The 19434-nt window shown below is 50.3% G+C and carries 14 protein-coding genes; 8 read left to right on the top strand and 6 right to left on the bottom strand.

Features of this window, described 5'->3' with window-relative positions:
• Nucleotides 1-2: 2 nt before the first annotated feature.
• The 3 genes from HCG48_RS23105 to HCG48_RS23095 form a co-directional block, all read right to left on the bottom strand.
• Nucleotides 3-1223, bottom strand: a complete 1221-nt coding sequence (locus HCG48_RS23105) for an acetate/propionate family kinase (RefSeq protein ID WP_168571275.1) — start codon at nucleotides 1221-1223, stop codon at nucleotides 3-5.
• Between the two features lie 289 nt (nucleotides 1224-1512).
• Entirely contained in the window at nucleotides 1513-3945 is a 2433-nt protein-coding gene (locus tag HCG48_RS23100; protein ID WP_168571274.1) for a phosphoketolase family protein, read from the bottom strand.
• Between the two features lie 204 nt (nucleotides 3946-4149).
• Nucleotides 4150-6819, bottom strand: a complete 2670-nt coding sequence (locus HCG48_RS23095) for a colicin uptake protein (protein WP_168571273.1) — start codon at nucleotides 6817-6819, stop codon at nucleotides 4150-4152.
• A 422-nt stretch (nucleotides 6820-7241) separates the two neighbouring features.
• On the opposite strand from HCG48_RS23095, the gene HCG48_RS23090 reads away from it, so the two are divergent.
• From HCG48_RS23090 to pseI, 5 genes are all read left to right on the top strand, one after another.
• Nucleotides 7242-8030: a DUF2267 domain-containing protein gene (locus HCG48_RS23090; protein ID WP_168571272.1), complete on the top strand. Its 789-nt coding sequence runs from the start codon at nucleotides 7242-7244 to the stop codon at nucleotides 8028-8030.
• A 51-nt stretch (nucleotides 8031-8081) separates the two neighbouring features.
• A complete protein-coding gene (locus tag HCG48_RS23085; protein WP_210437115.1) occupies nucleotides 8082-8354 on the top strand; it encodes a hypothetical protein in 273 nt (90 codons plus the stop codon).
• A 139-nt stretch (nucleotides 8355-8493) separates the two neighbouring features.
• On the top strand, nucleotides 8494-9231 hold the full coding sequence (locus HCG48_RS23080; RefSeq protein ID WP_168571271.1) for a cytidylyltransferase domain-containing protein: 738 nt from the start codon (nucleotides 8494-8496) through the stop codon (nucleotides 9229-9231).
• A complete protein-coding gene (gene pseG / locus HCG48_RS23075; protein WP_168571270.1) occupies nucleotides 9221-10765 on the top strand; it encodes a UDP-2,4-diacetamido-2,4,6-trideoxy-beta-L-altropyranose hydrolase in 1545 nt (514 codons plus the stop codon). Before HCG48_RS23080 ends, pseG begins: the two co-directional genes overlap by 11 nt.
• A gap of 12 nt (nucleotides 10766-10777) precedes the next feature.
• Nucleotides 10778-11830, top strand: coding sequence for a pseudaminic acid synthase (gene pseI / locus HCG48_RS23070; RefSeq protein ID WP_168571269.1), 1053 nt, complete (start codon nucleotides 10778-10780; stop codon nucleotides 11828-11830).
• Between the two features lie 103 nt (nucleotides 11831-11933).
• Here the strand turns inward: pseI and fabG are convergent, their stop codons facing one another.
• Entirely contained in the window at nucleotides 11934-12698 is a 765-nt protein-coding gene (gene fabG, locus HCG48_RS23065; RefSeq protein ID WP_168571268.1) for a 3-oxoacyl-[acyl-carrier-protein] reductase, read from the bottom strand.
• A gap of 324 nt (nucleotides 12699-13022) precedes the next feature.
• On the opposite strand from fabG, the gene trxA reads away from it, so the two are divergent.
• Entirely contained in the window at nucleotides 13023-13340 is a 318-nt protein-coding gene (gene trxA / locus HCG48_RS23060) for a thioredoxin (RefSeq protein ID WP_168571267.1), read from the top strand.
• A 307-nt stretch (nucleotides 13341-13647) separates the two neighbouring features.
• On the opposite strand, the gene prmA is transcribed toward trxA, so the two are convergent.
• Together prmA and serA are read right to left on the bottom strand one after the other, a co-directional pair.
• On the bottom strand, nucleotides 13648-14544 hold the full coding sequence (prmA, locus tag HCG48_RS23055; protein WP_168571266.1) for a 50S ribosomal protein L11 methyltransferase: 897 nt from the start codon (nucleotides 14542-14544) through the stop codon (nucleotides 13648-13650).
• 125 nt (nucleotides 14545-14669) lie between these two features.
• A complete protein-coding gene (gene serA / locus HCG48_RS23050; protein WP_168571265.1) occupies nucleotides 14670-16253 on the bottom strand; it encodes a phosphoglycerate dehydrogenase in 1584 nt (527 codons plus the stop codon).
• A 339-nt stretch (nucleotides 16254-16592) separates the two neighbouring features.
• Here serA and HCG48_RS23045 point away from each other — a divergent pair, with 339 nt between their 5' ends.
• Both HCG48_RS23045 and HCG48_RS23040 read left to right on the top strand, forming a co-directional pair.
• The gene (locus HCG48_RS23045) at nucleotides 16593-17099 is read left to right on the top strand and encodes a hypothetical protein (protein WP_168571264.1); all 507 of its coding nucleotides are present in this window, start codon (nucleotides 16593-16595) and stop codon (nucleotides 17097-17099) included.
• Nucleotides 17100-17443: 344 nt separating this feature from the next.
• Nucleotides 17444-19213 carry an iron uptake porin gene (locus HCG48_RS23040; RefSeq protein WP_168571263.1) on the top strand — a complete coding sequence of 590 codons (1770 nt, stop codon included), beginning with the start codon at nucleotides 17444-17446 and terminating at the stop codon, nucleotides 19211-19213.
• Nucleotides 19214-19434: the final 221 nt, after the last annotated feature.

The following is a 19434-nucleotide window of genomic DNA, read 5'->3' as shown; positions in this document are numbered from 1 at the left end:
TGCTAACGCAGCTCGCGCCAGCATTCCCGGGCGATCGCCCAATCTTCTTCGGCCCGCACCAGCAAGACCCGCACCCTCGAATCCGGCGCGGCAATATCCGTATCCACAGGCGATCGATCGTTTTTGTGCGGATCTAATTTAACGCCAATCAGCGCCAACGCCTCGCACGCCGCCTCGCGAATTTGCGGGTGGTGTTCGCCGACCCCTCCGGTAAATACGATCGCGTCCGCGCCTCCCAACGCCACCAGCATCGATCCGAGGTGAGCGTTGAGGGATTTTTGGTATAATTTCAACGCCAGTCGGGCGCGATCGTTTCCCCGGGCGATCGCCGCGTCGATCTCGCGCAAATCGCCGGAAACGCCGGAAATTCCTTTCAAACCGGACGATCGATTGAGCATGTTATCTAAATCTTCCGGCGTGAGATCGTGCTGTTGTTGCCAGTAGAGCAACAGTCCCGGATCTACGGATCCCGATCGCGTCCCCATCATCAAGCCTTCTAACGGGGTAAATCCCATCGTCGTATCGATACTGCGCCCTCCGGCGATCGCCGCCAGAGAACAGCCATTGCCTAAATGACAGGCAATCAAGCGCAAGTTTTCTAAGGGTTTGCCCAACAGTTGTGCGGCGCGCTGGCTGCAATATTGATAGCTGATGCCGTGAAATCCATAACGGCGGATGCCGCGATCGTACCACTCGTAAGGCACGGGATAAATCGCCGCTTCCGGCGGTAAGTGGGCGTGAAAGGCGGTATCGAAGACGGCGACTTGGGGAATTTCCGGTAAAATCTCTTCGATCGCCTCGATTCCTTCTAAATTGGCGGGATTGTGCGATGGAGCCAGGGAGGACAATTCGGCGATCGTCTGTTTGACATCGCGATCGATCGTCACGGGCGATCGATACTGGTCGCCGCCGTGAACGATGCGATGTCCGACGGCATCAATTTCTTGAGGGTCGGCGATCGCTTTTGTTTTGCCTTCCCACAAGGTTTTTAACATCTGCGCGATCGCGGGCGATCGTGATTCTGTAGGGTTTTTAATTGCTAATGTTTTCTCTAATCTTTCCTCCTCTTTATTTGCCGTTAATTCCGCCACTCCCCGGTGACGAGTCCAATCTATTTTAGCTTCCCACAAGGGAGAATTCGGTACTATTTTAGGAGGATTTTTTATGTCATAAAGGCAACTTTTCTGACTGCTAGATCCGGCATTTAAAACTAAAATCTTCATAAACTTTCATAAACTCTCATACAGCACTCGGGCGATCCGATCGAGGTACAGTGCCGATCCCCCTAAATCCCCCTTCAAAAGGGGGACTTTCACTGCCCCCCTTTTGAAGGGGGGTTGGGGGGATCTTTGCCTCTTGTAACTCATGACAGCGCCAATTGCTGTAAACATAGCTGATGACCTTAAAATTATGCTAAATACACCGCACAATTTCAAGATCGGCGAAGAGAGAGGCTCGCCTTCGATCGCCCTGAGAACCTCTCTCAATTCATCCTCGTTTTAAAAGGATCGACTAACACCACTGCCAGTTCGTAATCTCGGCGGGATCGACCCCATTTTCACAGATATATTTGCTGTGTTCGGCTAACACGTATTCGTAATGGCGGACGCGATCGTTCGCGTGGGCGGCGACCCGAGAATTGCGCCGAGAACCCAAACGAATCGCCTGCATAATCAGATGATAACGACTGGCCCGATTGCGAACTAACATATCAAACGGCGTGGTCGTATTGCCTTCTTCGCGATAGCCGTTAATATGGAAGCGATCGAGATTCGGACGACCGAAAATGAGTTGTTCGATGAGAGAAGGATAGCCGTGAAAATTGACAATAACCGGGCGATCGCTCGTCAATAACGCCTCAAACATATCCGCATCCAAACCGTGAGGATGTTCGGATTGTTCTTCGAGAACTAACAAGTCCGTCACGTTCACCACGCGCACTCGTAAATGAGGCATTTGCGATCGCAAAATATGAGCCGCCGCCAGCACTTCGACGGTAGGAACGTCGCCAATTCCGACGAGAACCACATCCGGATCGACTCCATCATCCGTACTCGCCCACGGCCAAACCGAGGCCCCGGCGCGGCAGTGCGCGATCGCCTCTTCCATTGACAACCATTGCGGCATCGGGTTCTTATTCGCCACCACTAAATTGACATAACCCGTACTCTGCAAACAGTGGTCTAAGGTACTGATTAAGCAGTTCGCATCAGGGGGTAAATAGACCCGAGCAAACTCCGCTTTTTGGTCGAGAACGCTATTGAGAAAACTGGGATTTTGGTGGGAAAATCCGTTATGTTCCTGTCGCCACAACGTCGAACTTTCGAGATAGTTTAACGAGGCGACGGGCAGACGCCAGGGAAATTCTTTAGAGACTTTTACGAACTTGGCATATTGATCCATCATCGTCGTCACGATCCCTAAAAATGCCTCGTAAGACGGGAATAAACCGTGACGTCCGGTTAATAAATAACCTTGCAACCAGCCCTGACAGTTATGCTCGCTCAACACTTCTAAGACGCGACCGCCATGCGATCCGATATTTTCGTCGTCCGCATCGGTGGGCCATTGAAAATTACGTTGGGTCAGGTCGAACACTTCGCCCAAACGGTTCGATTCGAGTTCGTCCGGGCTGAAAATCCGGAAATTTTGCGGGTTGAGGGCGATGACCTGTTTGAGATATTTGGCTAATTGTTCCGTATTACCGAGTTGGCGATCGCCCCGTTTGCAAGTGCCGTCCGTTTCTTGGCGTTCCACGGGAACTTCCGACTCGAACAAGTCGGGCAGGTTGAGGGCCTCGCGCATCCGTCCGCCGAAAGTATACGGGTTACAGCCCATCCGCCGATCGCCTTGCGGACAAAGGGCGAGGATGTCCGGTTCGGGCGCGCCGGACTCGTCGAACAAGTCCTCGGGACCGTAGGACCGCAACCATCGTTCTAATTTTTGGCGTTCGCCTTCCTGACTTTTAACGTGTTTGGCCGGAACTTGGTGCGATCGATAGGAACCTTCGATCGGTTCGCCGTGCAGTTCCTCGATCCCCGAGAGTCCTTTCGGCGATCGCAAAATTAACATCGGCCAGCGCGGTTGGGCGATCGGTTCGCCGGATCGGGCGGCCTGTTGGATCCGGCAAATCTCTTGATAAGCCCAATCCATGGAAGCGTAGAGATCCGCATCGAGGTCGTCGTCGCCGACGATTCGCACTTGATAGCCATAGCCGGAAAACAAGTGTAGTAAGTCTTCATCGCTCATCGATCCGTAGATCGTGCGACTCGAAATTTTGTACTGATTTAAGTGTAAAATCGGCAGCACCGCCCCCGATTCGGCAGGGTCGATATACTTATAGCTGTGCCATGCCGTCGCCGTCGGCCCGGTTTCCGATTCGCCATCGCCGACGATACAGGTAACGATGAGATCGGGATTGTCCATCACCGCCCCGAAGGAAGTCGCCAGGGCATAGCCGAGTTCGCCCCCTTCGTGAATTGTGCCGGGAATGCCGGGATATAAGTGAGACGGAAAGCCCCCGGGCCAGGAGAACCGTTTGATAAAGTCGTGAAGACCTGCCGCGTCGAACGTCAATTCCGGATAAAACTCTTGCAACGAGCCTTCCAGATACAGGTTAGCTAAGTTGGCGGGCGCGCCGTGTCCCGGTCCGGTGACCAGAAATAGATTGACATCGTAGCGACGAATGAGGCGATTGAGATGGGCGTAAATCAAGTTGATGCCCGGGGTCGTTCCCCAATGACCTAACAAACGATCTTTAATATGTTCCGGTTGCAGGGGATCGCGCAAAAGTACGTTATCTTTGAGATATATTTGAGCGGCAGCGAGGTAATTCGCCGCGCGACGGTAGCGGGCGATCGCCTCTAACTGTTTTCGGTTGTGTTCGCGAACTTGCCCCACATCGATTTCGGGACCGAATTGAGTTTTGATGGGGGTCACGGTCATAAAAAATCTCCTAAATACACCGTCGCGAGAAATTCGACAATCGCGCCGAATTTCTCAAAAATCGAATTATTGAGTTTTTCAAATACTTTGAACGTCCACTAGCATTCTAGCGATCGTCCGGCGCGATCGCTTCCCCCTCTGGGTAGATCTAGACGACGTTGACAAATCTAAAGCATTGAAAAACTCAACTTTTCTCACCCAAACTTATTCATCTTCGGCAATCTCTCGCGGTGAATTCGATGAAAATCCCCCGATCAATCCATTCGCCGTTCCGAACAAATTGATCGGATTGTTGCCATCGGTAATTAACACGCTTTGCAGTCCCAACCCTTCCAACAGTCGGGCTTGCATTTCCGGTCCGGATTGGGCGATCGCCCGGATCGTTTCCGCCCCCAACGCCGAGACTTTTTGGGCGAATTCTACACTGGTAATCTCCGCCATTTGTCGGGCTTTTTCAACCTCTAAATTATCGAGGGTTTGACGGTGAGCGAGTTCGGCTTCCTGACGGGCGCGCAGTTGGTTTAATTCCACTTGCGCGCGAATTCTCGCCGCTTCCGCATCTTGTTGGGCTAAATTAACCTGCAACTCCCCTTGAATTTGAGCCGCTTGTGCTTTAGCGCGCGCCTCCGCCATCGCCTGTCCGGTAGTTTCGATCGCCGCATTTTCCGCCTGTAATTCTAATAGGTTTTTGCGCTCGACCTCCGCCGCACTTTTATCGACGATTCCCTGACGTTCCAATCGCGCCCGCGCTTCTTGTTCGATGCGTTCGGCATCGTGACGGGCTGCCGCTTCTTGGGCGTCGGTGGTAATTTGAATCGCAATTTGAACCGACTTTTGTAAGCTTTTTAAAGTTTCTTCATCGACGGGTTCGACCGATTGAATGTCGATATTGGTAATCACGAGATTGTTCGTGCGGAATCGAAATTCATCGCGAATGTGACCTTCATTGTCCAAACCAAACACCGCTTGGCGAATAATTCGCGCCGAATTGCGGTGAAATTCGTCAAAGTGAACCCCCGCCACCGCACCGCGCACCCGCGAGGCGATCGCCTTACAAGCATCGCCGACAAAATCAGGAACTTGAAACAGTTTTGCCGCCTGTTCTTCGTCGCTTTTATCGACGTCGAAATACCAGTTATAAGATAACTGCAATTGCAGGCGGGCGTGATCGGAAGTTTCCACCGTAAAAATATCGGTCATGAAATCGGGTCCTAACAGTAAGGCGAGGGATTTAATTAAGTTAGGACGTTTGGGTTTACCGCCGGATAAACTCAACACCGTAAAGGCTTCGTCGGGACCGAGCATGACTAAATCGGGACCGAAAACTGTACGGGCGCTGCGTTCTTTATAATCGTGAATTTGAGCGGCAGCATTTTGCGGAACGTGAAAAACGACCGCACGAGTTCGATCGCGATCGTGCGATGTAGAAAAAGGTAAGCGCGCTCGTTCTAAATCTTCTTCATCCCCCGGATTTACGTAGTCGCCGCGATCGGCGATCGCGTCGTTTTTTCGCCCCAATAATCGATCGACAACGGGCGGTAGTTCTTTCTCCCACAACTCCTCGTAAGGGGTCAGCATATAAGCTTGCGGACCGCTTACTAATTTTAATTCCCCGCTTTGAATGTCGCGCACGTAAATCCCCTCATTTTTATCGAGGGGAATGGCTTTGCGTTTTTCAATAACTTCAACCTCTACCCGAGGGATGTACTCGCACGGACCGTTAATCATCCACAAATCCCCCGGATTGCGGCGCACGATCGCCTCTGCTTCTCCTTCGCTAAATGCTTCGTTCGCTCGCAATAAAAGGGCTTCTCGTTCCCCGAGTACGTAAATTTCTTGAATGCCATTTTCTAAGGATTCTCCGGGATGTAAAAAGAAAGAGGTTCGTCCTTGACGGACTTCTCGCATTCCAAATTGAGGCTTACCCAATTCATCGACCGGATCGACAACAATACACCATTGACGATCGCTTAATGTGGTAATTTGAACTTCCCCGATGACTTCCTCGTAAACGTCGGGAATATGAATTTCGGCGTTTTGAAATGTAACTAGCCACTCGTCTCCGGCTTTGCGTTGTCGATTGAAAATATCGGTAAACGTGCGTTTGGCTTTTAGATGTAAAGCTTTGCGATCGGTGAGGATAAAAGCTTTAATAATACCGACAATTTCTTCGTCAACTCCCGGTAAATAGGCTCCTTCTTCTCGTACTAACCATTCTTCTCCGGCTCGCCGTCGGTGTCCTTGGCGATCGATACAATTTTGTCGGGCTAGTAAACGTAAAGCTTGATTGGTTTTAATGACCGTCGCTTTAACGGTTTCGACGACTTCAACTTCGATGCGAGGAATGTAAGTTCCGGGCCCTTCAAATAACCACTCGTCTCCCGCAACACGATCGAGCTGTTCCCTGCGCATTTCTCCGTCTTCAGTGACGGTTCGGGTCTCGGTAAAATCGCGAATTGCTCGCAATCTTAGGGCGCAATTAGTTTCGACAACTTGCAGTTGAGTAACGTCACAATCGAGCTGTTCTCCGGGATAAAGTGGGAACGGTTCTTGAGTGAGACGAATTTCACGATCGCCGTAACGCAATTCAATTTCACCGCGATCGTTGACGCGGGGTTCTCCATTTTCGTCGCGGCGAACCGGATTAGCAACGATGCAATAATAACGGGGCGGAACGACGATTGTGGGGTGCGCTTTTAAGACCAATCGTTCGTGATCGCGTAAGGTTACCGTTTGCGGCCCGAGTTCGAGTCGGGTAATCCCGGTATTGTTATCTAAAACGTGGATATATTGTTGGGGTTTGAGACGAATGACTCCATTAGCCGTGAATAAATCGCGATCGCTCGCTTCGGCAATTTGCTCGGGTTTACCCATGTTAAATATCCTTTACTGGCAGGATTTTGAGCGTGAAATATCTCCATTTTAAATCTGTCTTAAATCGTCGCGCGGTCGGCTGGAGATCGACTCCAATCGACCGATTAACTGCTTCGCCAGACTGGGGGATCTGCGAGTCAGTGGCGATCGCACCGGGATTTTACGACCGATTTTTGATGGTTCTTCTGTCCTATCGGCTTTTTTAAATTCCGCCTGTGATTTCGATCTCATGGGGGATCGGGCGATCGTGGAGTGCGCGCGATCGCCCGGTGAAATCATACTTCAGTTAGATCGCCGTTGGGAATAAAGTTCATACTAACGAGAGAGCGATTATTTCTCTATCTTCGTTAAGATAATTACTGTGAGATTAAAGATTTTTCTCTTTTTCCACTTTAGTTAATTGTTGTTTGATATTGACCCACATGACCATCGCTATTCGAGAAGACATTACCTATATTTTGCTCAAAAAACTGCGCGACGCTGGGGAAGCTGAAGGAAACCCCCAGATCGAGTTTTCGGCGGCAGATTTTGGCAGCAATCCCGTCGATGAGAAAACCTTACTCGGCAATCTCGACTATCTCAATCGCAATGGCTATATTGAAGTCGAATATACGGGCAGTCCCCAAGCCGAACAGGTCTCGAAACTGAGCGCCCCTGTAAACGTTAAAGCGGCAAAAATTACCGATAAAGGTCGGGAAATGCTGCAAAAAATGGAAGCGAATCCCCCGGAATCCCTCGCGGAAAATTCACAGCAGCGAGCGATCGGCGATCGGCAAGTTTCTTTCTTAGAAAAAGTTAGGGTAAAAGCTGCTCTTCCCGATATTTTTGACGCACGCAACCTCAGCGAAGTCGTGTTTAGAACGATGCGCGATTTAATGCCCAATCAAACGGTGGATAAAGTCGCAGATCAATTGCACACACAAGCTGTTTCTAGTGATAATAAAGCGCTGCAAGATGAGATTGTCGATTTGTGGATGGATACCAATCCCATTGTCACCTGGATCGGTCGAATTCGTCCGCCTCTGAAGATCGATGCTGACTTATTCGTGCGACGGGTTGCCCAAGAAGGCGGTATACCGCGCTATACGGATCCGGAAACGGTAATTTGTGCGGTTTTTGCCGCAACTAAAGATGAGTTATCCCGCGATCGCGTGGAGGAAATTAGCGAGTTTCTGCCCGGTAGAATTCAACAAATGTGGCAAAACGCCTGAACGATCTAAGTTTAATAAATTCTGTCTGAAAAAGTTGAGGAAATTATCGAAATGAGAACCCAAGAACACGAACCGAAAAACTTAACAATTAATCCTGGCGATTATGTTCCTAACGAATCGCAAACTTTAGAAGAAAAAGCCCGTCAAGTCGCGGTAGATGTTGCGGATATTACGATGGAACACGTTAAAATTCCCACCTATTTTATCGTTGAAGATGGAGAAGGAAATAAAGAAGCCCTCCATCACGTGCGAGATGCGGAAGAAATTTCTGACGTGATTCGCCAAGCGAGAATGGATGAGAATGGCGATCGCCGATGGTGGTAATCCCCGTTCTATAAATTCTAAATTCACCAAGATTTAGAAGTCCGAGAAAGTACGGCAAATCATGCCGTACTTTTTGGCGATCGCCCGCGCCAATGCTATACTAATTAAGTCGATTTCGGCGTAGTGTAGATTCCTAAAAATGAACATCGGTATCGTCACCCAAGCGAGAATGACTTCAACTCGCTTACCGGGAAAAGTGTTAAAAACCGTTCTCGACAAACCGCTTTTGCAATATCACCTCGAACAATTGCAACAAGTTCGACTGGCCGATCGCATCATTGTAGCAACGACAACAAACGCAACGGATAATCCCATCATTCAATGGTGCGATCGCCTCGCCATTGCTTACTATCGCGGTTCGGAAAATGACGTACTTTCGCGATATTATCACGCCGCAAAAACGTATCAAATCGATCCGATTATTCGCGTCACTTCCGACTGTCCTCTAATCGATCCCGAAATCGTCGATCGCCTCATTCAAAGCTATCTCGACAGTCAGCCTCCAGTCGATTACTTCTCCAACTGTTTGGAGAGAACGTATCCCCGAGGAATGGATGCAGAAATCTTTTCTTTTAAGAGTTTAGAAGAAGCTTTTCAAGAAGCAACCGCCCAACCCGATCGCGAACACGTTACCCCATTTATTTACCGTCAGCCCCAACGCTATCGAATCGCTCATTTAAAGGATAAGAAAAATAACAGTCATCATCGCTGGACGGTCGATACCCCGGAAGATTTTCAATTGATTGAAAAAATAATTAAAAGTTTGTCTAGGTCGGAAGAAAAACTTACCTTCAAAAATTGCTTGATATTGTTAGAAAACCATCCAGAATGGTCTAAAATTAATACCCATATAGAACAGAAAAAATATGGGCAATAATCAGTCAAACTTCAAATTTCTGATTCGCGCCGATGCCTCTACAGCGATCGGAACGGGTCACGTGATGCGCTGTTTGGCATTAGCGCAAGCTGCCAAACAAAACGGCGATCGCCCGATCTTCGTCATGGCTGATTGTAGCCGCGCGATCGCCGATCGCCTCAACGCAGAAGGAATGAAAGCGATCGAAATTGAAGTGCAACCCGGTAGTGTAGAAGATTGCCAAAAAACTATAGAAATTGCTCGTAAATTGAACATAAAATACTTGGTTTTAGACGGCTATCACTTTAAAACCAAGTATCAAAAAAGGATCGCAGAAGCGCAGTTAAACTTTTTATTTTTAGACGATTACGGACATAGTGAAAGTTATTATGCCAATTGGATATTAAATCAAAATATTTACGCCAATGACAGCTTTTACAAACAGCGATCGCCCGACACCCAACTGTTACTCGGCACTCGTTACGCCTTACTGCGCCGTGAATTTTGGGCGTGGCGAGGATGGCGACGAGAAATTGCCCCGATCGCCCGTAAAATTTTAGTTACATTAGGTGGCGGCGATTCCGATAACGTGACTTTAAAAGTCATTCAAGCCTTAGAAAATTTAGACAACCCAGATTTAGATGTCGCGATCGTCGTCGGTGGAAGTAATCCACATTATTCTAGTCTCGAAAAAGCAGCTCGATCTTCAACATTTTCAATTCGGTTGCTGCAAAATGTCACCGATATGCCAGAATTAATGGCGTGGGCCGATCTAGGGATTTCAGCCGGAGGGAGTACCTGTTGGGAATTGGCGTTTATGGGATTACCGAGTTTGACGGTGATTCTCGCGGAAAATCAACGCGCGATCGCCGAAACTTTAGCCAAAGAAAAGATCGCTATTAACTTAGGAGACTATCGAGAGTTAGACCTCCATACAATGACACAGGCGATCGCCGATTTGCTAGGTTCTAAAACTAAATGCGCGCAAATCTCGCAACGCGCCTGTCAACTCGTAGATGGAGAAGGAAGCGAACGAGTTTTAATGGTTTTAGAAGGCGAAAAGATTCGATTGCGATCGCCCCAGGATCGCGATTGTCGGTTACTGTGGCAATGGGCCAACGATCCGGATGTAAGAAATACCTCATTTTCCAGCGATCCCATCCCTTGGGAACATCACGTGCAATGGTGGCGATCGCACTTGAAGAATCCGAATTCATTGATTTATTTAGCACTCGATCGCGACGATCGCGCGATCGGTTCGATTCGCTATTTAATTGTCGAGAACGAAGCCGTTGTTTCCATCAATATCGATCGCCGATTTCGCGGTTTGGGTTACGGAACCCATTTGATTCGCTTGGGAACGCAAAGGCTATTTTCAAATACCACCGTTCCCATCGTCCACGCCTATATCAAACCGACAAACAAGCCCTCTATTAAAGCCTTTTCTAAATGCTATTTTAAATTCAAAGAAAACATTAGTTATTGCGGACAGCCAGCCCTGTGTTTATCTTTAACCAGGCAAGAATATATCCAGGAATATATCAATAATATTTAATAACCTTCAATAATGATGAACAGTATTAAAATTGGTAACTATTCGATTGGAATCGATCGTCCGCCCTTTATTGTGGCCGAAATGTCCGGCAATCACAATCAATCTTTAGATCGTGCCTTAGAGATTGTCGAAGCGGCGGCTGCTGCTGGAGTTTCCGCAGTTAAACTACAAACTTATACGGCGGAGACGATGACCCTCGACCTCGCCGAAAGAGAGTTTTTTATTAACAATACCGATAGTCTTTGGCATGGTTATTCTCTTTACCAACTTTACGAAAAAGCACATACTCCCTGGGAATGGCACCAGCCAATTTTCGATCGCTGCCAACAATTGGGAATCCTCGGATTCAGTACACCTTTCGATGCAACTGCCGTTGATTTTCTCGAATCTTTAGACGTTCCTTGTTATAAAATTGCTTCTTTTGAAAATACCGATTTGCCCTTAATTCGTAAAGTTGCCAGTACGGGAAAACCGTTAATTATTTCTACAGGAATGGCAACGATCGCCGAATTAGATGAAACCGTGAGAACGGCGAAAGAAGCGGGATGTCAATCCCTCATTTTATTAAAATGTACGAGTACCTATCCGGCGACACCAGAGAATAGTAATTTGCGAACGCTTCCCCATTTACGCCAACTTTTTGATGTCGAAGTCGGTCTTTCCGATCACACGATGGGTGTTGGCGTCGCGGTGGCGAGTGTTGCGTTTGGAGCCACATTTATCGAAAAACATTTTACCCTCAGACGAGCCGATGGAGGTGTCGATTCTGCTTTTTCGATGGAACCACAGGAGATGCAACAATTGGCGATCGAAACTCAAAAAGCTTGGCAATCATTGGGGCGAATTCAATACGGCCCGAGTGACGCAGAAAGGGCTTCAATGGGCTTTCGTCGTTCTTTGTATGTGGCGCGAGATATGAAGGCGGGGGACTGTTTTACGCCGGAGAATTTGCGGGCGATTCGTCCCGGGTTGGGCTTGTCGCCCAAATATTATCCAATCCTGCTGGGGAAAGTGGTGAAAAAAGATTTAAAAAAGGGAACTCCGGTGAGTTGGGACGTGATTTGATTTTAGATTTTAGATTGTAGATTGTAGATTGTAGATTGTAGATTGGATGTTAATCTTTAATCCACGGTAAGGACACGGCATTGCCGTGTCCTTATTGGTGATGCTAACTCATCACCATGCCCCCATCAACATTAAAGGTTTGACCTGTAATATAGGCGGCGGCGGGGTCGGCGGCGAGGAAGCGAACCATTCCGGCGACTTCTTCGGGTTGTCCGTAACGTCCGAGGGGAATAAATTTAAGGATGTCGTCGGCTTTGAGATCTTTGGTCATGTCGGTGGCGATGAAACCGGGGGCGACGGCGTTGACGGTGACGCCACGACTGGCGAGTTCTTTGGCGATGGTTTTGGTAAAGCCGATGACCCCTGCTTTGGCGGCGCTGTAGTTGGCTTGTCCGGGGTTCCCCATTTGTCCGGCGACGGAGGCGATGTTGACGATGCGACCGGATTTTTGCTTGAGCATGATTTTCGCGACGGCCCGGGTGGCGAGGAAAACTCCGGTGAGGTTGAGGTCGATGACAGCTTGCCAGTCTTCGGGTTTCATGCGTAGAAGCAAGGTATCGCGGGTGATTCCGGCGTTATTGACGAGAATATCAACGCGGCTGCATTGCTCGATAGTGGTTTTGATGAGGGCGTCTACTTCGTCGCTTTTGGACATGTCGGCTTGGACGGCGATCGCCTGTCCTCCGGCGGCGGTAATTTCGCTGACCACTGCATCGGCGGCGCTACTCGATCGCGCGTAGTTGACGACGACGGTGGCCCCTTCGGTTGCCAAGGCGATCGCGATCGCCCGTCCGATGCCCCGGGATCCTCCGGTAACGATCGCCACGCGATCGCGCAATTTCTGTACGGACTCTGGCAAGAGTTCCATTAATCTTTTCCCTTTTCACTTGATTGCAAACTCACTTATTTTAAGGTGAAATGCGATCGCGCGCATGGGATTGTTTTCTCTCGCAAGCTGCGCCGATTCTCATTGCATCTAATAGCATTTTTCTAAAACCTCGATGGAGATGGATCGCCTGTAAGGACAGGGCAATGTCGTGTCCCTACCCTCGACCTCTCTCATTATTTTTGAAAAGCGGTATAATGGCGATCGATATCTGTGCATTTCTAGAAAAACGGGATCGCACTTGTACCCAAGTCTCGCTATCATAGAAATGTTTTCACGCCACACCGTTCATGGTGTTTGTGACTGATGGCCGTCAAAAAACAGTTCAACAGTTTTGATGAAATGCTCCAACAATCGGAGTTACCCGTGTTGGTCGATTTTTATGCCAATTGGTGCGGGCCTTGTCAGATGATGGTGCCGATTCTGAACGAAGTCAATGCCAAACTCAAACAACGGCTAAAAATTGTCAAGATCGACACGGAGAAATACACGGATTTAGCCACAGATCATCATATTTATGCGTTACCGACGTTAGTTTTATTTAAAGCAGGCAAACCTGTAGAGCGTTTTGAAGGACTCAGGAGCGCCGAACAACTAATTGCAGAACTCGAACCCCTGTTGTAAGTCGATCGCCCGTTTTTTAGTTTGTTCTCGGTTCTCTTCTCAGCCGTTATTGTTTGAGCGTTTAACTTTTCGCCATCTCATGTCTTAGTGAATTTGGCCATTTTTAGCCAAGTTTCTCTCTCTCAATATCCGACAGCGATCGCGCGCGGCGCGATCGCTGTCGCGAACAGCTTTTTTTATACTTTTATAGCCGCTATTATTTCATCCCCCTCCTGAGAAAACTCCGACAATCCTAGGACCGTGCGATCGCCTTACATCTAAAATTTAAAATTTAGAATCTACAATCTAAAATCTACAATCTAAAATCTCAAGACCGCCGAATATTAAAACAGCACCAATCTTGACGCCGCCAAAGGGTCGCGACGACCCAGCCATGCTGTTCGAGGGTATCGGCGACAGGTTTCGCTTGTTCGAGCAGCACCCCACTAATAATTCCCCAGGTACTCGGCTTGCAAATATGATCCATCTCGGGAATTAAATCTAAAATAGTTTCGGCGAGGATATTGCAAATAATGCCATCGACAGGTTCTTCAATCAGTTGTTTGACCCGTTCGACACTGCCGAGTTTAACTAACATTTTCGACTCGGCAATTTTATTGAGTTCGCGACACCGACGGGCGGCCCGAACGGCGAGGGGGTCGATATCCACCGAGTAGGCTTTTCCGGCGCCCAACAACAGCGCCCCAATGGATAAAATCCCCGAACCGCAACCGATATCGGCCACTTGTACCCCAGAATCGCTCGGATCGAAGCCCAAACGCATTTCTAACGCTTCGAGACAGAGTTGAGTGGTGGCGTGGGCGCCCGTACCGAAAGCGGCGCCGGGGTCCAAGCGCAGCAGCAGGCGATCGCACTGTTCCGGAAGGGGAAGCCACGCCGGATAAATCAAAAAGCGATCGCCGATCTCTTGCGGGTGCCAGTGTTTTTTCCAACTGATCGCCCAATCTTCCTCCTCGATTAAATTCCACTGCATCGCGGGAGTGGGCAATCCGATCGCGAGAGCATCTTGGCGCAACAGTAGGGAAAGCGCGGACAAATCCAGCATTTGAGCGCGTTCCTGGGGCAGATAGGTGGAAATCAAACAGGAATGACCCTTTAGTTCCGTGGCCATCCCGCGACAGCCGAAATTTTCCAAGCGCCAGAAGATCGAATCTTCCAGAGCCGGATCGCACAGCACTTGAATTTCCCACCAATTGTTGGCCATAGTTCGCAATTGAAGACTTCGGGGGTGAGCAGTTGGGGAATGCACCGAGAGGAGAGGGGCGGGAGATCCACTCGTCCGCGACCCCACCGATCCCCTTTCCTTCCGATCTCAGTGGCGATCGCCGCTTACAGCGTTACGGTGTAAGCATCCCGGATCCCCGGTACCTTCTTGATTTCATCGAGCAATCCATCCGGCAGGGGATCGTCAATACTCAAAACCATCACCGCATCGCCGCGTACAATTTTGCGACCGACTTGCATACTGGCAATATTGACGTTAAAACTGCCGAGCAAAGACCCGATTTTGCCGATAATTCCCGGCATATCGCGGTGTCTTGTAAACAGCATATAGTGATTTGGGGGAACGTTAATCGGAAATTCGTCAATATCGGTGATTCGGATTTCACCATCCCCTAACAAAGCCCCCGTCACCGCGTGATCTCCTAACGATCCCTTAGCTTCCAAGTGAAGCGATCCGGCATAGTCGCGAATCGACGCATCGCGGGTTTCGATCACGCGGATGCCCCGTTCTTTAGCCTCGATGCTGGCGTTGACGTAATTGACGCGCTCGCGCAGGGCTTGGGATAACAAACCCTTGAGGGCGGCGACAACCACGGGTTGACTGTCGTTGTTCGCCAAATCCCCTTGCATCCGGACGTTGAGCAACTCGATGCGACCGCCCGCGACTTGTCCGACCAAATTACCCAACGTTTCCGCCAATTGCAGATAAGGTCTGAGTTTTTCGAGGGCGTCGGGATAGAGTCCGGGGATGTTGACCGCCGAACGGGCGGGCAATCCGAGCAGAACATCCCTGATTTGTTCGGCCACATCGATCGCCACATTCACTTGAGCTTCTGCGGTAGAAGCGCCCAAATGCGGGGTAAGAATCAACTGTTTGCCGACACTGCGCAGGGGGGAATCGGCTTCGAGGGGTTCGTTTTCAAACACATCTAAAGCGGCGCCGCCGATCCGTTCTTCCCGCAGGGCTTCCGCTAAGGCGGCTTCGTCGATAATCCCGCCTCGGGAACAGTTGACAATCCGCACGTTGGGCTTCATTTTCGCCAAGGCGGCGGCGTCGATCATGTTCGCCGTTTCTGCGGTTTTGGGAACGTGGAGGGTGATGTAGTCGGCTTCGCGGAAGAGCAGGTCGAGATCGACCAAGCGACAGCCGATTTGTTCGGCCCGTTCGGTGGAAATGAACGGATCGTAGGCAATCAATTTCATGCCCATCGCTTTAGCGGCGGCGGCGACGTGGGAGCCGATTTTCCCCAAACCGACGATCCCGAGGGTTTTTTTATAAACTTCGGTACCGACAAACGCCTTGCGGTTCCACTTGCCGCTTTTGACCGATTGGTTGGCATCGGGAATGTAGCGAGAAAGGGAGAGCATCATGGCGATCGCGTGTTCGGCGGCAGCGATCGTATTGCCTTCGGGCGAGTTGACGACGACAATCCCTTTACGAGTGGCTGTGGCAACGTCCACATTATCGACACCGACGCCCGCACGGCCAATAATTTTAAGCTGGGTCGCAGCTTCGATGATTTCTTTGGTGACGCGGGTGCCAGAACGAATCATCAGCGCGTCGTATTCTGGGATGACGCGCACTAAATCTTCCTGGGATAGACTGGTTTCGACATCGACTTGAGCGACTTGCGAAAGGATATCAATCCCAGCTTGGTCAATTGGATCGGAGACGAGAAGCTTTGGCATGGTCAGCGTTTAAGTGGCAACAAAAAACAATAGTCCCGGAACGACTGAGGGTGAATGCATGAGCCGCAATAGCCGCCTAGCATTGGCGAGCTTCGGGACTTGACGGGCGATCGACATCGGTGGTGTCAAGCAGCAATCTTGCGCTTACCTCGCCACTCGGCAGACTTGCTGCAGTAGGACATTTTAACCGTAAATGGGGCGCTTACAGGGTCGAGGGGGGAAATTTTTTAGGTTGGCAAGGGGCGATCGCCTCGGCTTCACCCCAGTTATCGTGTTCTCGATTCTCCCCATTGCTCTAAAATTTTTATTTAATCGCAAAGATTTTCTGTTTTTTAGTTTATGAATTATTTGGTTGCCGTTTTTCCCGATCGCATTCAGGCCGAAGAGGCGTACTGTACCCTCGAAAAAGAAGGCTTATCTGCGAATCAAATCCAAATTTTAGGCAAAGGCTACAAAAGCGCCGACGAGTTTGGCTTGATCGACCCGAACGAACAAGCGTACAAACAAATCAAATTTATGGCCCTGTGGTTGGTTCCGTTCGGATTTGCCGCCGGGACGACCTTCAGCATCATTACGGGCTTGAATACCTTCGCTTGGGCGGGGGAACTTGGCAATCACCTGGTCGGCGGTCTACTCGGCGCCGCTTCGGGAGCAATGGGCAGCTTTTTTGTCGGTGGCGGGGTCGGGATTGCCCTCGGTAGTGGTGACGCCCTCCCCTATCGCAATCGCCTCAATGCGGGGAAGTATTTAGTCGTGGTCACCGGAAGCGAAACCCTGACGCGCCAAGCGTCGCGACTGTTACGCAAGTTAGAACCGGAAAATTTGCAAGGGTACCAACAACCCTAGTGCGAGAGTGCGGCAACGGGGAGCGGGCGATCGCCGTTGCCGCGCTCTTCTCGCTTCGTCGATCGCCAAAAAATATTTGTAAATCCCTCTAGACATTGTAAGAACTCAGTGCTAATAATTGGGGAGCATCGAGGGGAAATCTGCCCCCGAACTGGCCTGATTTTTACGCTTCTTTGACCGCGCGATCGCCCGCTTGGCCGCAAACGAGGGCGATCGGCGAGGGTCGCATCTATACGCCATTTTTATATAACCGATGAAACGTCAGGGTTCGTCGGCGACAATTCCCTCGGGAAATTTGGCATTTCCCCGGGTTCGATCGCCGATTTCAACATCACTCGATCGCGATGGCTCCAGTGACGCGATCGCCCTGGACTCCTCTCTGTTTGCGTAAAGTGAGACACACAAAAAATCATTTAGATAAATTTTCCCTTCGCCAAGGGCTTGACCGAGTCGCACGACCCGCCCTTTGCCAACGGTTCTCCGTTGTTCTGAGATCGACCCTCGGCGCGATCGCCCTCGTCGGCGCGGGATGGGCCGATCTCGGCGCGATCGCCGCCCCCAGAGAACCGGATCCCCTGGCTCAAATCACCTCGGTCTCACAATTGTCCGACGTGCAACCGACAGACTGGGCCTTTCAAGCCTTGCAATCCCTCGTGGAAACCTACGGCATCCTCCAAGGCTATCCCGATGGCAGTTTTCGCGGCGATCGCGCCCTCACCCGCTACGAATTCGCCGCCGGACTCAATGCCTTTCTCGACACGATCGCCGTCGGACCCGTAGACCTGACCCCAGAAGATCTCGCCGTGGTCGAACGACTGCAAGCGGAATTTGCCGCCGAACTCGCCGCCACCCGCGATCGTCTCGCCGACGTAGAAACCCGCCTCGCCGACCTAGACGCCCGTCAATTCTCCACCACCACCAAACTCAACGTCCTCGCCACCTTCAACGTCGCCGCCGCCACGGCGGGGGACGATCTGCGGGTCAATCGCCTCGATCCCGGCGACACGGGCAGTGGTTCCGGACGGGACGCCGACGGTCGGGCGATCGTCAGTCGCGTTCGCGAAGACCCCAGCATCACCTTTTCCGAGGCGATCGCCTTCTTTCTCACCACTTCTTTCACCGGAAAAGATAGTTTAATTACCACCTTGGTCACCGGAAATGGTAACTCGCCGACCAATAACTATACATCGGACGGCTGGTTTAACAGTTTCGGCACCCCAGTTTTAAATCTCACACCCACCCCAGAAACGAACCGCCTCAGTATTTCCGAGGCCGTTTATATTTTCCCCGTTACCTCTTCCGTACAACTGGCGATCGGGCCAAAATTCCTGTGGTCGCGCTTCTTCGACAGTAACGCCTTTACCTCCGCTTTCGGTCGCGGCGCCAGTGGTTTCGATACTTACGGCTCTCCCCTGATTAACGATCTCGCCCGCAGTTCCGGAGCTGTCGCCACCTGGCGCATCAGCGAACAGTTCGAGTTACGCCTCGGTTACGCGGCGATCGATAGTAGCGACCCCAGTGAGGGTTTATTTCGCGGCGATCGCGCCCTCACCACACAATTGACTATCTCTCCCGTTCCCAATCTCAACTTACGCTTACTCTACGATCGCTCCCAAATCGCAGCCAGCAACGGTCAAGTGAGCGGCAGACCTCTCATCGGTGTCGCCGACGACGGCTTCGGCGGCGATCTCGAAGACGCCAACGCCGATGTCTTCGCGGTCAATTTCGATTGGTTAGTTTCCCCGAAATTCGGGCTATTCGGACGCTACAGCTACGGCAATATCGATATCGATCCGGCGAGCGATGCGGTTCCCGGCGGCGATTTGACCGTCCAGTCCCTCCAACTCGGCATGGCATTTCCCGATTTGGGCAAAGAAGGATCGTTAGCCACTTTATCTTATATTATTCCCTTCAGTCCGATCGAAGGACGACGATTTTTACTGTCCGGCGATGGCGATGGCGGAACTCAGTACGAAATCGAAGCGACCTATTATTTTCCCGTTACCGATAAAATTGCGGTGATTCCTTCCTTATATTGGATTGGTAATGCCAATAATTTTAATAGAAATCCCAATATTTATACGGGAACGGTGAGAACGCAGTTTAATTTTTAGAACGGCGGTCGAAATCGAGAATTGTCACCCCTTCGGTAATACCGTAAAATTGCTGATTTTAACCCCAGGCGATCGCCCGTCTTCCCTGGGCGATCGAGAACCTAATTCACCCCATTTATTGAAACAAGAAATGTAGGGATACGGCAATCTCGTCTCCCTACCCCCGCAACCTTAATTTAAAGATTTCTTGAAAGAAAATTGGACGAGAATAAATCTCGATC

It is taken from the genome of Oxynema aestuarii AP17, from assembly GCF_012295525.1.
Taxonomy (GTDB): domain Bacteria; phylum Cyanobacteriota; class Cyanobacteriia; order Cyanobacteriales; family Laspinemataceae; genus Oxynema; species Oxynema aestuarii.
This window is presented reverse-complemented; position numbering and strand designations above follow the sequence as displayed.